The following is a 15,133-nucleotide window of genomic DNA, read 5'->3' as shown; positions in this document are numbered from 1 at the left end:
AAGTGTATGGGCGCGGGCGGCGGGGCGATCGGCAGCACCCTCGTGTGGCACCCCGACGCGGCGGGCACCACGCGCGCCTTCACCACGGTTGACTGGTGCGACCCAGGGCAGGGCGAGGTTGCCGTCGCCGACTCGTTTCGACTGGACCGCGGGCGCATCCGCGGCGTTGCCCACCACCGGGAGCGCTTCCTCGCAAGCGCGGCGATCACCGGTCCTGGCGAGCTGGAGCGCGCCTCCGCCTTCTGGGACGATGCGCAGGCGGCACTGCGCGCGATCGTGGCGGCCGATCCCGAGCATCCCGCCCTGTTCCCCCGCCTGGAGCGGCGCGAGCGCGGCGAGTTTCGGCTACTCGTGCGCCCGAGCCCGCCGATCGTCACGGGCGACGGCCTCGCCGCGATCACCGTGGCGACGGCGGCCCACGACCCGCGCCGCACGCCCCGCGTGAAGGGCCCCGACCTCGAACGGCTTGCCGCGCTGCGCACGCAGGCACAGCTCGCCGGTGCGGATGAGGCCGTCATCGTGGATGCCCGGGGCCGCCCCGTCGAGGGCGCCTACAGTTCCCTGCTCATCGCGCGCGACGGGCGCCTGGCGGTCATAGGGCAGCCGGCCCCGCGCATCCCCAGTGTGACGGAGCGTCTCGTGCGGGACGCCGCCCGCACGCACGGGCTCGCGGTCGACGAGGCCCGCCCCACCGTCGGCGAGCTGGCCGGAGCGAGCCTGTGGGTGCTGAGCGCCCTTCACGGGGCCCGCGCGGTCGAGCGCTGGGTGGAGGGGCCCGTGCTCGTGCGCGACGATGAGCGCGACGCGTGGCTGCGCCACACACTCGCGAACGCCGCCACCGCGCTGTGATCAACGACACGTGTCGAGTACCCCCAAAAGGGGCACACTCGTACTGGGGGGACCTATCCGTCTAGTCGAAAGAGCCTCGCAACCCTAGACTGCACACAGCCGGTCGGGGGATCGGCGCTCGAACTCGGGGGCGATACATCGTGGCAGACGACGAATACGGGCGCGTACCTGCAGGGTGGTATCCCGACCCCTTGGGGCTTCCGCAGCTTCGCTGGTGGGACAACCACGCGTGGACCGAGCACGTCTCCGACGCGCGCCAGCCGATGGTGCCCACCGAGACCGTCTACGCCGACGACGACCTTCCGCGTCGCCGTGATCGGCGCAGCGCCGAGTCGGCCGACAGCACTCCCGTCGACGGCGGCGTCAACGACAGCCAGCCGGCACAGCAGCCCACCGCGCAGGTGTTGCGTCAGCTCGCCCCGCCCGTCGCCGACGCAAAGGTGACCGACGCCGACGCGGCCGCCGCTGCTGCGGCCGCGGCAGCCGCCGCCCGTGAGGAAGCCGAGCGCGCCCGCAAGATCGCCGAAGCGCGCGCCGAACAGGAACGTCTCGAAGAGGCCCGCCGAGAACAGGAGCGTGTCGAAGCCGCCCGTCTCGAGGCAGAGCGCGTGGAGACCGAGCGCCGCGAGGCAGAGGCCCGCGCCGCGGCAGCCACCGTCCGGCCGACCGAGTCGATCGGCACGCCGGGAGCGGACAACGCTCCCCCGCAGGCATCGCGCCCCGCATCGAACGCCGCGGACGCCTTCGCCGCCGCCGCGTTCACCGACCCGAGCGTGAGCTCGGCCACGGCCGCGACCGGAGCCGGCACGACGTCGCCGGCGGCCTCACCGTGGGTTCCCGTCAACCGGGACGAGATGACCGCTGAGCCCCGCTCGGCGCGCTCCAGCGTGAATTCGGCCAGCAGCCAGGCGAGCGTCGCCTCAGCGGCCTCCGTCACTGGGATGCCCTCGGCCTCGGTTCCCGGAAGTGCCGCCGCCCAGAACCTCGCGGGCAGCACGCCGCACCCGTACGCACCGGGCTACGGCTCGGCACCGGGCTACGGCTCGGCCCCCGGGTTCGGCTCCGCACCCGGGTTCGGGTCGGCTCCCGGCTACGGCAGCGTCCCCGGCTACGGCTCGGCGTCGGCACCCGGCTTCGGGAGCGCACCGGGCGCTCCGGGCTATGCGCAGACCGCGGGCGATGCGCCGGTGTCCGCCGGCCGTCGCGGAGCACTCGCGGCGGGCGCGCCCGCCGGGGTCGCAGGTCTTCACACCGTCGAGGCGTGGGCCATCGCCCTGCTTCCCATGCTGCAGCTGCTGTTCAGCCTGCTCGTCGTGTCGGCGTTCGCGACCGGCCCGAGCCTCGCCATGATGGCGGGAATCTGGCTGGGGCCGCTGCCGATCGTCGTCGTGCTCGCGCTTCTCGACGCCCGCCGTCTCGGCCGCCTCGGGCTCGACCGCCCGGCCAGCGGCTGGTGGGCCCTCGCCGGTCCGATCGTGTACCTCATCGTGCGGGCCGTGCGCCTGAGCCGCGTCTCCGGCGTCGGATTCGGCCCCGTCGCGGTCTGGCTGCTCCTCACCGGCCTGATGGGAGCATCCATTTTGGCTGTTCCGGGTCTCGTGATCGCGTCGTTCCCCGGCGTCTTCGCCGAGCAGGCGAACCAGACGATCTCGTCGACGAGCCGCTCGATCGGCGCGAACCTCACTGCGACGTGCCCCGCCACGCCGCCCCTGTTCATCGGCCAGCAGCTACGCTGCCCGGCCGTCAACCCGTCCGGTGAGGCCTTCATCGTCACCGTCAGCCTCCAGCGTGCCAACGGTTGGATCGCGTGGCAGGTCGACGACTGGGGCGTCTTCGGATTCTCGCGCTGAGCCACGGCGCGAGACCTCGCACCACAGCACAACGGAACAGCGTGACACCCGGGTACCCCCGGCGTTCGGAAAGCGAAGGGCACGACCGCCCAAAACTCGCGAAATCTGACACCGCCGGAGACACTGGATGTACACACCACACCACAACTGAATATCGACGGCATCCACGCCGCACTCGACGCCGAATACCCGGTACGAAAGTGACGCGAATGCCGGTCGCGCAGTCCCGAACACGCGCGACACACACCGGTAGCCGGGGGGCTACGGGCGATCACGAACCCGGTCGGGGGACCGGGATCTGGGGGAAATGCAATGACAACGACGGCAGTTCGGGTGCCGGCAGGCTGGTACGCCGACCCGCTCAGCGCGGATGAGAACGGTCAGCCGACGCACCGCCGCTGGTGGGACGGCCACGGCTGGACGCACCACGCCGCGCTCATTGGCGAGACTCCGACAAGCGTTCGCTCACCCTGGAGCGTCACTGTTCCCGAGAGTCCCGACATCTCACCGACCACCATTGACACGCTGCGGTTGGCGGCGATTTCACCGACGCACCTGCGCAAGGAAGCTGCATCGATCGCGGAAACTATGTCACTGCACTCGGCGTCGCCCGCGTCAGTGAGCACTCCGGCGCACCGCACGGCGCCCGTCGCAGCGCACCTCGCGGCACCGCAGCAGGCACACGGACGACACCGTGAGGTGCCTTCCGGCCCAACCCGAGCCCACACCGCGTCTCTCTGGCTGATCGCGACAATGCCCATCACGCAGGTGCTCGTGCTGCAGTGGGTGGTGGCTCAGCTTCCCGCCTCGTCAGCCCCGCAGACCACCATGTGGCTCGGTATAGCACTGCCCTTCGTGCTCTACGCCGCTCTCGCATCACAAGATGCTCGCCAGCTGTCTGCCGCCGGTCACCTCCGCACCGTCCCCTGGATCGTCGCACTCGTCCTGCCGCCGGTGTACGTCGGCGTGCGCGGCATCCTCACTGGTCGAGCAACCGGCGCGTCACCCTGGCCTGCCCTGGTGACCTGGGGCGCATTGCAGGCCACCGTCGTTGTCACGGTTACGCTCGTTGATCCCGGCTGGCTGACTCAACTTTCGGCCGTCACCGCCCTCTAGACGGGCCGCGCGACTGTCCCCCCTTTAGTCGCGCGGCCATCATCCTGGCGGCGGGGTGCGCCCCGCCGCCAGGATCACCCGTGCCCCGTATTCTTTTCGAGTGACTGAGCAGTTTCGAGCGCGGGGCGCGAGTGTGGAAGTCCTCCGCGCTGAAGCTCACGACGAGCGCGAAACAGTCATTATGGAGCGAGCTCGCCGCGGAGAGGATCCGTGGGATTTCATGACCGAGCTGCCGACGGTCGACGAGCTCGTCGTCTGGACCCTCAGGGCAGCAGCTATCGAGCGTGATGGGGGCCGCCTTCCGAGCCCAGCACGCCACTACCGGCTGCTGAGGCAAATCGCGCTGGACTACCCCGACCTCACGCCCACCGTGTGGCGGATGATCGACGTCGTCTCCTGAGCAATCAATGCCCCAAAGTGGGGGTCTCGCCGACCTCGACGGGGACGACCGCTCGCGCTCTAGACTGGGCTCACCCACCCGACGCTGTCGCGACACTGCGACGGCGGCCCGACGTCCCGAAAGCTCCTCATGAGCGACCACAGACCCGACCCTGGCTGGTACGACGACCCGCACGTCGCCCTCAGCCTGCGCTGGTGGGATGGCCGTCGTTGGACCCATCACACCCGGCCCAAACCCGTCGTGCCGTACGCCGAGATCGAAGAGCGTTTCACGGGAATGGCTGGCCGTCGAGACGGTGCTGCCCGTGACGGCGACCCCCGCGACAATCGCCAGACACGGGTTCCGCCGTACACGGGCGCTCCCATGATCGCGCAGACGATCAACGACGTGGCCGAACCTTCGGCGGCCGCACCGTATCCGTACACCGCGCCCGGCTCGCTGACACCGGCCTCGCCCCTACCGGCCTCCGTCGCCCCCCACTCGCCCCCCTCGCTCACGGCACCGTCGTCAGCCGCGGCGCTGGGAAGTGGCGCAGCGGCGCGTGAGAGCCGCGCCGCCGAGTTCGTCCCTGATCGCGCAGCAGGATTCGCTCTCTGGTCGCTCGCCCTCGCACCCTTGCTGCTCGTGCTGACCGCTCCTGCAGGGCAGCTATTCCCCGCCGCGGTGCCCGTCGGCGCGACCTTCGCACTCGGTCTAGCACTGCTCGCGCTCTGGTTGATTACCTGGGCCATTCGAGACCGAGCAGCGCTCCGCGCCTGGGGGCACGGCCGTCGACCGTCGCCGTGGTGGTTGCTTCTCGGGCCTCTGGGATACCTCGCGGCCCGCGTCACCGTGCTGCGATACCGGCGAACGACAAGCACGATTGCCTTAGGTGTTTGCGTCGTCGCGCACGCGGTCGTCATCGCACCATTCGTTGATGCACTCGCATCCGCGGTCGCCACCTAGCGACTAGGGCGGTTCACCCGCCTACAGGCGACTGAGCCCGAGTACACGCACGACGGCGACGCCCTCCTCGGCACTCGCGTCGAGGTCGACGACCGCGTCGATGCCCCAGTCGTGGTGGCCCGCCGGGTCGGCGAGCACCTGACGAACGCGCCAGACGCGTTCGCCGGGGCGAGCATCCGCGGGGTTCTCATCGATGTGCACGAGCGCCGTCGCCCGCGCGGCAGCGTCGATGCCGATGTCGTCGTGCTCGGCGAAGTAGGCGTCGAGCGCCTCGGGCCAGGCGGCGTCGGGGTCAAGTGCGACGAGCTCGTCATCCGCCTCGCGCGCGGCCAGCTGCACGCGGCGGAACAGCTCGTTGCGTACGAGCACGGTGAAGGCCCGGCGGTTCGTGGTGACGTCGGGCGGGGGCGGCGGCGTCACGGGCGTGTCGCTCGGCGCGGAGGGCGTTGCCGCGTGGGCCGCCTGCGTCAGCGCCTCCCACTCGTCTTGCAGGCTCGAGTCGACCTGGCGCACGAGCTCGCGCAGCCACTCGACGATGTCGGTTAGCTCGTCGGTCATCGCCTCCGGCGGCACCGTCTGGCGCAAGGCCCGGTCAGCGTCGCTCAGGTAGCGAAGCAGCCCGCCCTCGCTGCGCTGCAGTTGGTAGAAGCTGACGTACTCACCGAACGTCATCGCGCGCTCGAACATGTCACGCACGACGCTTTTCGGCTTGAGCTCAACATCGCGAATCCACGGCTGGGCGGCTGCGAAGCCCTCGAACGCCTCCTCGAGGAGCTCGGCGAGCGGCTGCGGGTGTGTGACGGTCTCGAGCCGCTCCATCCGCTCGTCGTACTCGATACCGTCGGCCTTCATCTGGGCGACAGCCTCGCCTCGGGCGCGGAACTGCTGCTGGGCAACCACGGCGCGCGGGTTGTCGAGCGTCGCCTCCATGACGCTCACCACGTCGAGCGCGTAGTGACCCGTGCCGAGCAGGCCGTTCGCCGAGCCCGTGTCGTCGCGCCGGAAGCCGACGGTGTCTGCCGGGTCGAGCATCCCGATCACCGACAGGGCGAACGGGCTGAGGGGCTGGTTGAGGGCAAAATTCGGCTGCAGATCGACGGTCAGCCGCACCTCGGGTGTCAACAACTCAGGACTACCGCGTAGCGACCCGGCCGTCCGGGGCTCATCAGCACCATCCTCGGCCGTTAGTCCTGAGTTGTTGACACGAGAGTTGGGCGGGCGCACGATCTCGACGACGCCGGCAGTGACGAGGGTCTTGGCGATGCCGAGCGCGCGACGCACGAGCTCGCGCTGGCGGTGCGGCGGTTCGTGGTTCTCGGTGAGCAGCGCGCGGGCGTGGGCAACGACGTCTCCCCCGCGCGCGATCAGGTTGATCAGCATCGCCGCTGACACCTGCATGCGGCTCTCGAGCGGCTCGGGCGGTGCGGCGACGAGGCGCTCGAATGTCTTCTCTGTCCACACGACGCTGCCGGCGGGTGCCGACTTTTTGGGCGACTTCTTCACCTTTTTGCCGCTCGCCCCGGCCTTCTGTGCCTTCGCCTGGGCCTGCGCGTTCTCGACGTCGTGCTCGGGAGCCTGCACGACGACGAAACCTTCATTGTCGAAGCCGGCACGGCCCGCCCGCCCCGCGATCTGGTGAAACTCGCGCGCAGTGAGGTGGCGGGTCTTCTCCCCGTCGTACTTGCTGAGCGCCGTCAGCAGAACCGTGCGAATGGGCACGTTGATGCCGACGCCGAGCGTGTCGGTGCCGCAAATGACCTTCAGCAGCCCCTTCTGGGCGAGCACCTCCACGAGCCGTCGGTACTTCGGCAGCATGCCGGCGTGGTGTACGCCGATGCCTGCGCGCACGAGGCGGCTGAGGGTCTGCCCGAAACCGGTGGTGAAGCGGAACTCCCCCAGCTCGCGGGCGATCTCGTCCCGCTGTTCGCGACTGATGACGCGGATGCTCGACAGCGCCTGGGCGCGTTCCATCGCCGCGGCCTGACTGAAGTGCACGACATAGACGGGAGCGCGTCGCTCCTCGAGCAGTTCTTCCACCGTTTCGTGCACAGGCGTGCGCACGTACTCGTACGACAGCGGGATCGGCCGCTCGGTGTGCGTGACCTCGCTGACGGGATGCCCGGTGCGCCTCTCGAGGTCGCTCGCGATCGCGCTCACGTCGCCGAGCGTCGCGCTCATCAGCACAAATCGCGTGCCGGTCAGTTCGAGCAGCGGCACCTGCCACGCCCATCCGCGCTCCGGATCGGCGTAGTAGTGGAACTCATCCATGACGACGTGGCCCACGTCCAGCGCGTTGCCCGACCGCAACGCCTGGTTGGCGAGGATCTCGGCCGTGCAGCAGATGATCGGAGCGTCGCCGTTGACGGCGCTGTCGCCGGTGACCATTCCAACGTTCTCCGCGCCGAAGATGTCGACCAGCTGAAAGAACTTCTCGCTCACGAGCGCCTTGATCGGTGCCGTGTAGTAGCTGCGGCGCCCCTGGGCGAGCGCGATCGCGTGGGCAGCGACGGCGACGAGGCTCTTGCCGCTGCCGGTCGGGGTCGCGAGCACCACGTGCGCTCCGGCGACGAGTTCGAAGATCGCCTCCTCCTGCGCGGGGTAGAGCGGCCTGCCCGTGTCGGCCGCCCAGTTCGCGATCGCGTCGAAGGCCGCGCCCGCCTCGTAGGGCTTCGGCATCGACTCGATCAGGCTCACCCGGTCGAGTCTGCCGCATCGGCGAGAGTCGCCCCTGCCAGCCACAGGCTCCCCATGACGCTTCGGGATGCTCGGATGGCGTGTCGACGCAACGCGAGCATCCCGAATCTCTGAATGCTTGGGCGGGACGCTTAGGAGATCGTCGCGCGGAACTCGCGTGCCGCACTCATGAGGGTGGCAACTCGAACAGGATCAACCTGGCTCTCGAAACGGCCGTCACGCTTGAAGTACGTGCCAACTACGGCGCCATCGGCGATAGTGAGCTGTTCGCTAATGTTCTCAGCTCGCACACCCGTGTTGACAAACACAGGCACGGCGCCAGCCGCGTTCTTGACGATCGAGAGCGCCTGAGTGTCGGTCGGCGCCCCCGCGGTTGCGCCCGAGACACACAGCGCGTCCGGCAAGGTAGCGAAGACGGTGGTCTTGGCGATCGATTCCAGGTCCCGCGCCGCTAGGTAGGTGGCCGACTCAGGAACAATGTTGAACAGTAGCTTGACCCCGGCCGCCCCGATCCGAGCTCGGTGACGGGCGACCTCCCCCACGTTCGTGTTCCAGAGGCCGAAGTCGCTGGCGTAAACGCCGGTGAAGATCTCGCGCACCCAACGGGCTCCCGTCGCCATTGCGAGATCAATAGATGCTCGGCCATCCCACAGCACGTTCACCCCGAAAGGCACCGTGATCTCAGACCGAAGTTCGCCGATGATGCGCGCCATGGTGATGGCCGTGATCGGCTCGGTTTGCGTGAGGTACGGAAGGCTGAACTCGTTCGAGAACATCACGCCATCGACGCCACCAGATTGCAGGTCGTGCAACTCCTGGCGGGCGCGAGCGATCACCGCGTCGAGGCCGGCTTCAGCGTCGTACCCAGGGTCACCCGGAAGCGCCGAAAGGTGGAGCATCGCGATCACAGGCTTCTTCACCGCGAAGATGTCGTCCAACCAGGTGGTCATTGAGGCTCCTTATCTGCTGCCCGACGGGCTTGGGTGTCGGGATGGGGAATCGAGTGCGCGTCAGCACACGATGCGACGCTGCGTTGTGAAATGTTCGCACACTTCCTGGCGTATTGGGAACTTTTTACAGAAATGTAACCGAGGGGGTGTTATTCGATAACACTTTGCCCCTACTGTGGTCTCATGTCAGTTCAACGGCGACGAGCGCTGATCGAGCAACGCGTGCTCGACAAAGGCGAGATTGACTTCACGACCTTGGCGACGGAGTTGGGCGTCTCCGAGATGACGATCCGGCGCGACGTTGAGGTACTCGAACTTAAGGGTGTGCTTCGTCGCGTCATGGGCGGCGCAATCTCAGTTGGTGCGGCGGCCGCTGAGCCGTCCTTCGATTCACGCGCCGCCCTTGCCGCAACCGAGAAGGCCCACATTGCCTCAGCAGTGGTCGACTTCCTGCACGAGGGCGAAACGGTCATCATTGACAGCGGGTCATCTGCGCTTGCGGTGGCCCGCGAGATTCGCGCCCGACACCTGTCAGTCACGGTTGTCACACCGAGCCTGCTGGTGGCCACCGAGCTCAGCAGCGAAACCGACACTGAGGTATTCGTCACCGGCGGCCAGCTCCGCCCCGGTGAGTTGAGCCTGATCGGACCCGGCGCCCAGGAGAGCCTCGAGCGATTCAACGCCAGCACCTTTGTGATGGGAGTCGCGGGCGTGGAGAGCGCCGCCGGGGTGACCGACTACCACTACTCCGAGGCACATGTGAAGCGCTCGGCAGTGCGCTCTGCCCAGCGCATCATCGTCGTCGCGGACTCATCAAAACTCGGCAAAGTGCAGCTGGTCAAGATCGCCGGGCTTGCCGAGCTCGACACGCTGGTCACCGACGGCGACCCCGACCACCCGACCCTTCGCAGCGCACACGCAGCAGGCGTGAACGTTGTCTGCGTACAGCCACCGACCGCACAAGAGACGGGACGCCTCACGTGACCGCAACCGTCACTCTCGGCATCGACATTGGCACGACCGGAACCAAAGTCGTCGCCTTCGATGCGGCAGACGGCCGCTTGATCGCGGTGAGTCGCAGTGTTCAGGCCCACACCGATGGGCCGGGCATGGCCGAAGCGGACGGCGCAGAGTGGATCGACAATGCGATCACCGCTATCGGCGAGCTGATCGCGCACCACGGTGTCGACCCGCGCCGCGTCGCCGCAATATCGACCACGGGTATGGTGCCCGCCGTCATCCCACTCGACCATCGGTGTGTTCCATTACGCCGTGCAATACTGCAGAGCGACGCACGGGCTGTTGAGCAAATCGCTGACGTCGCGCGCGGTCTCGCGCCCTTCGACCCTGTCACTACGACGGGAAGTGCCGTTAGCCAGCAATCGGTCGCCCCCACTCTCCTTTGGTTGCAGGTTCATGAACCAGACCTGTGGATGCGCACTCGCTTTGTCGTCGGTAGCTACGACTGGGTTCTCACGCGTCTCGGCGCTCGTCCCCACGTCGAACGAAACTGGGCACTCGAGTCGGGCCTGTTCACCGTCACGGGTGAGCGATTCACCGAAGCCTTCGCGTCGGCACAGATCGATGACACCATGATTCCGGAAGTCGTCGAGCCCGGCACCGTGGTCGGCTCGCTCTCGGCCGAGATGGCAAACCGCACCGGCCTCCCCATCGGCATCCCTCTCGTCGTCGGCGGCGCCGACCATGTGCTCTCGGCCTACTCCGCTGGCGTGAGGGCTCCGGGGGACTGGCTGGTAAAGCTCGGCGGTGCAGGAGACGTGTTAGTGGCGAGCGACGCGCCCCTGGTCGATGAGCGGCTGTATCTCGATGCCCACCCCGTGCCCGGCCTGTGGTTGCCGAACGGGTGCATGGCGACTTCGGGCAGTCTTATCCGATGGTTCCAGACCCTGGCCGGCGGCGCCGAGCTTCTGAGGCTCGACGATGAGGCCGCCACTGAATCGGCGGCGGGTCTGTACTGCTTGCCCTACTTCCTCGGCGAGAAAAGCCCACTACATGACCCTGACCTGCGGGGCGCATTCGTCGGACTGCACCTCGGAACCTCTCGAGGTGCGATGTATCGGGCGGTGCTCGAGTCGATCGCCTTCGGCTTCCGGCATCACGCGGAGGTCTTCGGTCAGCTCGGCTTGCCGCTCACCCGAGCAATGGTGACTAATGGTGGCTCGAAGTCGAAGCTCTGGAAGCAGATCCATGCCGATGTGCTGGGCACCGAGATGCACCCGATCGTCGACCATCCCGGCGCCTCCTTCGGCGCAGCCGTGATCGCGGCAATCGGCGTCGGCCTGCTGGATGCGTGGACCGATGTCGACCGATACATCTCGCTGGGCCCCACCGTGTATCCCGACTCCGCCGCGGCCTCACGGTATGACGAGGCCTATGAGGAGTGGCGCCAGCTCGGTGCCGCCCTCGAACCGTTCTCCCACTCACTCGCGCGAAAGGCATACCTATGAGCACTGTCGTCATAACTGGAAGCGGCTCGGGCATCGGGCGGGCCATGGCCGTCATGCTCGCTGAACGTGGCTGGACGGTCGTAGCCACTGACGTGAACGAGGCCGCGGCAACTGAGACCCGTCTCCTGCTCTCGACCGCTGCTGGCCAGGCGCACCTCAGCCGCCAGCTCAACGTCACCGACGGCGACGCAGCCCAGGGCGTTGCCGATGAGATCGCCGACACCATCGGACTGGACGCCTGGGTGAGCAACGCGGGCGTTTCGTTCATGGAACGCTTCGTCGACATTCCGCGCGAGAAGCTCGACCTGACACTGGACGTCAACCTGAAAGGCGTGTTTCTTTGCGGCCAGGCCGCTGCACGGGCAATGATCCGGACTAGCAGCGCCGGGCGTATCGTAAACACAGCGTCGATGGCGGGCAAGCAAGGCCGGGTACCCTTTCTGGCCGACTACGTCGCCTCGAAATTCGGTGTCATTGGCCTGACACAGGCGATGGCTTTCGAGCTCGCCGAGAACGACATCACCGTGAATGCCGTCTGCCCTGGGTTTGTTGCGACGGCCATGCAGGAACGCGAGCTTGCCTGGGAGGCCGCGCTGAGCGGCTCGACTCCCGAGGCTGTGCGCGACGCGTGGGTGGCAGCCACGCCGCTCGGTCGACTGCAGACCCCGGATGACGTCGCCCGCGGGGTTGCGTTCCTGCTCTCCGATGACGCCGCGTTCATCACCGGCGAATCGCTGTCGGTCAACGGCGGCGCCTACATGGACTGATCGCTCACCCTGAGCGATTTACCCCTGCACCAACCAACACAGAAAGGAAGTGACCCCATGAGTACTCGACGCCGAGGACTTCTGGCCTCCATGGGCCTCGCAGCAGCACTCGCTCTCACGATCTCGGGATGCGCGGGATCCGGAGGAGTGGATGCTCCGGACTCGTCAGGCTTGGGAGACATCCCTGCCGACACGGAGGGCACCGTTCGGATCCTGATGGAGAGCGTTCCCGACACCGACATCGTCGTCGACTTGGTCGCCTCGTTCAATGAGACGTACCCCGGCATCGAGGTCGAGATCGAGACGCTCGCGTTCGACCAGATGCGCGACAAGCTGATCGCGTCGTTCCAGTCAAGCGAGCCCGCCTACGACTTGATTGTTGTGGACAACCCGTGGATGGACGACTTCGTTGATGCCGGTTTCTTGGAGCCGCTCGACGCACGCATCGACTCGACGACCGACTACCAGCCGGAAGACTTCTTCCAGCCCTTAGTCGACATCACCGAGGTCGAGGGCGTTCGCTACGGAGTGCCGTTCTACAACTACGCTCTCGGCTACCTGTACCGCACCGACCTCTATGACGAGGCCGGCATGGCCGTGCCGAACACACTGGACGAGCTTGTCGCAAACGTTCAGCAGCTCACTACGAGTGACCGCGCGGGAATCGCGATGCAGCCGCAGCGCGGATACAAGATCTTCGAAGAGTGGGCGAACTGGCTGTTCGCGGCCGGCGGCTCGATCTACGACGAGACGGGTAACCCCACTCTCGATACTCCGGAGGCGGCCGCCGCGCTTGATGCCTACATCGAGGCGTTCACGACGGCGGCTCCGGCGAACAGCTCGAACTGGGCATTTGACGAGGCATTCCGTTCGGTGTCGAGTGGCCAGTCGGCGTCGATGATTAGCTACAACTGGAACCTCCCGGGCCTCAACGACCCCGACGGTGCCTCGGGTGAACTCGCTGGCTCATTTGCTCTTGCGCCAATGCCCGGTGGGAAGCAAGTTCTCGGTTCCTGGAGCTGGGCGATCCCGGCGAACTCCGCAGCTTCTGACGCCGCCTGGGCGTTTGCGGCGTGGATCACCTCGCCCGCGGTGGACGTCGAGCGTGTCGTCGCCGGTGGTGCGGCCATCCGCGAAAGTACGCTGAGCAACCCGACTGTCCTTGAGTCCGGATTCGGCGAGGACTACTACGCGGCAATCATCGCGATCCTCTCAGACGCTGCCCCGCTCTCGCAGGGCCTTGGCGGCGAGGAGATGATTCAAGCCGTCGGTACCGAGCTCAGCGAGGCGGTCGCCGGCACCAAGACCGTCGAAGAGGCTCTGGCCGACGCACAGGCCGCCGTCGAGCGCATCCAGCGCTAGACAAGCACCGTCCATTTCGAGAAAGGAAACCCGGCAGTGACATCAACGATGAGCTTCCGTTGGGCGATGCTCGCCCCGGTATTGACCATCACCGGCGTCGCTGTCGGGTTTCCTCTCGGCTATGCCCTGTACCTGAGCCTCACCGACTACCGGCTGACGAGTCGCGGAGCCCCCAACTTCATCGGACTCGAGAACTATCTGTTCGTCTTGACTGATCCGCGCATGTGGAACGCATTCTCGAACACGCTAGCTTACGTGATTGTCGCGGTTGCCCTCCAGACGGTGCTCGGGCTCACCATCGCTCTCGCCCTGCAGAAGCAGAAGTGGATACGCGACCTCACTCGAGCAATGCTGCTCGCACCCATGTTCATCACCCCGATAGCGGTGGGCCTCACCTTCCGCTTCCTCCTGAACGATCAACTTGGTGCGATTCCAGCAGCACTACGCAGCATCGGCATCTCGATCGACTTCTTCGGCCCGGGCAATGCCCTGATGACTCTCGCCCTTATCGACGTATGGCAGTGGACACCTTTCATGGTGCTGCTACTCCTGGCGGGTCTAGAGTCGATTCCCCGGCAACCGATTGAGGCGGCGAAGGTCGATGGCGCAAGCGCCTGGTATACCTTCCGCCGTGTCGTGTTGCCGCTGCTCACACCAGTGCTCACCGTGGCCGTCCTGCTGCGCTCACTAGATGCCCTCAAGGTATTTGAGTACGTCTACGCCACAACCCGCGGCGGGCCTGGTATCGAGACAGAGACCATCCAGTACTTCACCTACCAAACCGGTATTCAGTTCTTCCGCCTCGGTGAGGCCTCGGCGGTCGCCTTCGTCCTCCTGGCGATCGTCATGACCCTCATTGTCATCCTGTTCCGTCGACTCCAGAGGAGCGCTCCACGATGACCCGACGAACTAACCTCTGGAGTGTTGCCCGAGCGCTCCTTCTTTGGGTGGCTGCCCTGACCGTCACTCTTCCGCTGCTCTGGGTGGCGCTGGCGAGCTTTAAGTCGCCAGCTCAACTCAACGATCCCGGGCTCGTGCTGTTTGCCCCGAATCTAGACAACTGGGCTCGCGTGCTCGAGGCTGGCGTGCTTGACGCCGCCGGGCGCAGCGCGATGGTCGCCACAATCACCGTCGCCATCAGCGTCGTCGCGGGTTCCATGGGTGCATACGCGATCTCGGCCTACAAGACCGGAGGATCAGCGACCCGGTTCGGCATTCTTGCGGCACAGGTATTGCCGCCCGCTGTGCTGGTGTTCCCCTTCCTCACGATGGCATACGCCCTGCGGCTTGACACCACCTACATTCCCGTGATCTTTGCCCACCTGAGTTTTGTGCTCCCCGTCATCACCTGGTTTCTCATTGGGTTCTTTGACGCGGTGCCCCGCTCACTCGAAGAGCAGGCGCGGGTCGACGGTTTCTCGCGATTCGCCGCCTTCCGGATGGTCGTTCTGCCGCAGGTGTTGCCCGGCATCGGCGCGGCCGCGATTTTCGGATTCACACTCTCCTGGAACGACATGTTTTACGGGCTCATACTGGCCCCCACGCAGGAGACGATCTTGCCCGTCGCGATTGCTGCCTTCAACACGTTCCGCGGCGTCGAACTGGGCGCGATGAGCGCGGCCATCATCATCGCGGTGGTTCCGGTGGTCATCGCGAGTTTCTTCATCCAGCGTCGACTGGTGCAGGGCATCAGCGGCGGCGCCGTCAAGTTCTAATTCTCACGAGAGGTTCG

At 66.7% G+C, this 15,133-nt stretch carries 13 protein-coding genes; 11 read left to right on the top strand and 2 right to left on the bottom strand.

Translation table 11 applies throughout. From position 1 onward, the window contains the following. Window positions 1-6 precede the first annotated feature (6 nt). The 5 genes from EV140_RS00820 (at window position 7) to EV140_RS00800 (ending at window position 5,160) form a co-directional block, all read left to right on the top strand. Window positions 7-849: an aminotransferase class IV gene (locus EV140_RS00820; protein ID WP_130280138.1), complete on the top strand. Its 843-nt coding sequence runs from the start codon at window positions 7-9 to the stop codon at window positions 847-849. A 140-nt stretch (window positions 850-989) separates the two neighbouring features. After that, window positions 990-2,699: a DUF2510 domain-containing protein gene (locus EV140_RS13400; RefSeq protein WP_241971228.1), complete on the top strand. Its 1,710-nt coding sequence runs from the start codon at window positions 990-992 to the stop codon at window positions 2,697-2,699. Between the two features lie 312 nt (window positions 2,700-3,011). Then, window positions 3,012-3,815 carry a DUF2510 domain-containing protein gene (locus EV140_RS00810; protein ID WP_130280136.1) on the top strand — a complete coding sequence of 268 codons (804 nt, stop codon included), beginning with the start codon at window positions 3,012-3,014 and terminating at the stop codon, window positions 3,813-3,815. A gap of 220 nt (window positions 3,816-4,035) precedes the next feature. Next, entirely contained in the window at window positions 4,036-4,215 is a 180-nt protein-coding gene (locus tag EV140_RS13600) for a hypothetical protein (protein WP_422386074.1), read from the top strand. 129 nt (window positions 4,216-4,344) lie between these two features. After that, entirely contained in the window at window positions 4,345-5,160 is an 816-nt protein-coding gene (locus EV140_RS00800; protein WP_130280132.1) for a DUF2510 domain-containing protein, read from the top strand. A 21-nt stretch (window positions 5,161-5,181) separates the two neighbouring features. Here the strand turns inward: EV140_RS00800 and EV140_RS00795 are convergent, their stop codons facing one another. Both EV140_RS00795 and EV140_RS00790 read right to left on the bottom strand, forming a co-directional pair. After that, window positions 5,182-7,836, bottom strand: a complete 2,655-nt coding sequence (locus EV140_RS00795) for a DEAD/DEAH box helicase (protein WP_130280987.1) — start codon at window positions 7,834-7,836, stop codon at window positions 5,182-5,184. A gap of 149 nt (window positions 7,837-7,985) precedes the next feature. Continuing rightward, window positions 7,986-8,804 (bottom strand): BtpA family protein, encoded by an 819-nt coding sequence (locus EV140_RS00790; protein WP_130280130.1) that lies wholly within the window; start codon window positions 8,802-8,804, stop codon window positions 7,986-7,988. 183 nt (window positions 8,805-8,987) lie between these two features. Here EV140_RS00790 and EV140_RS00785 point away from each other — a divergent pair, with 183 nt between their 5' ends. Genes EV140_RS00785 through EV140_RS00760 form a run of 6 tightly spaced genes read left to right on the top strand, consistent with a single transcriptional unit; the run spans window position 8,988 to window position 15,116 of the window. After that, a complete protein-coding gene (locus tag EV140_RS00785) occupies window positions 8,988-9,788 on the top strand; it encodes a DeoR/GlpR family DNA-binding transcription regulator (protein ID WP_130280128.1) in 801 nt (266 codons plus the stop codon). After that, window positions 9,785-11,272 (top strand): FGGY-family carbohydrate kinase, encoded by a 1,488-nt coding sequence (locus EV140_RS00780; RefSeq protein WP_130280126.1) that lies wholly within the window; start codon window positions 9,785-9,787, stop codon window positions 11,270-11,272. The genes EV140_RS00785 and EV140_RS00780 overlap by 4 nt, the downstream gene beginning before the upstream one ends. Then, window positions 11,269-12,039: an SDR family NAD(P)-dependent oxidoreductase gene (locus EV140_RS00775; RefSeq protein WP_130280124.1), complete on the top strand. Its 771-nt coding sequence runs from the start codon at window positions 11,269-11,271 to the stop codon at window positions 12,037-12,039. Before EV140_RS00780 ends, EV140_RS00775 begins: the two co-directional genes overlap by 4 nt. Before the next feature lie 57 nt (window positions 12,040-12,096). After that, window positions 12,097-13,401 (top strand): ABC transporter substrate-binding protein, encoded by a 1,305-nt coding sequence (locus EV140_RS00770; protein WP_130280122.1) that lies wholly within the window; start codon window positions 12,097-12,099, stop codon window positions 13,399-13,401. A 48-nt stretch (window positions 13,402-13,449) separates the two neighbouring features. Then, on the top strand, window positions 13,450-14,301 hold the full coding sequence (locus EV140_RS00765; protein ID WP_130280985.1) for a carbohydrate ABC transporter permease: 852 nt from the start codon (window positions 13,450-13,452) through the stop codon (window positions 14,299-14,301). Then, window positions 14,298-15,116 (top strand): carbohydrate ABC transporter permease, encoded by an 819-nt coding sequence (locus EV140_RS00760; RefSeq protein ID WP_130280120.1) that lies wholly within the window; start codon window positions 14,298-14,300, stop codon window positions 15,114-15,116. Before EV140_RS00765 ends, EV140_RS00760 begins: the two co-directional genes overlap by 4 nt. The last annotated feature ends 17 nt before the right edge of the window (window positions 15,117-15,133 follow it).

This window comes from Microcella alkaliphila (assembly GCF_004216855.1).
Classification (GTDB): domain Bacteria; phylum Actinomycetota; class Actinomycetes; order Actinomycetales; family Microbacteriaceae; genus Microcella; species Microcella alkaliphila.
The sequence above is the reverse complement of the archived record's forward strand: the minus strand, read 5'-3'. Positions and strand labels throughout refer to the sequence as shown.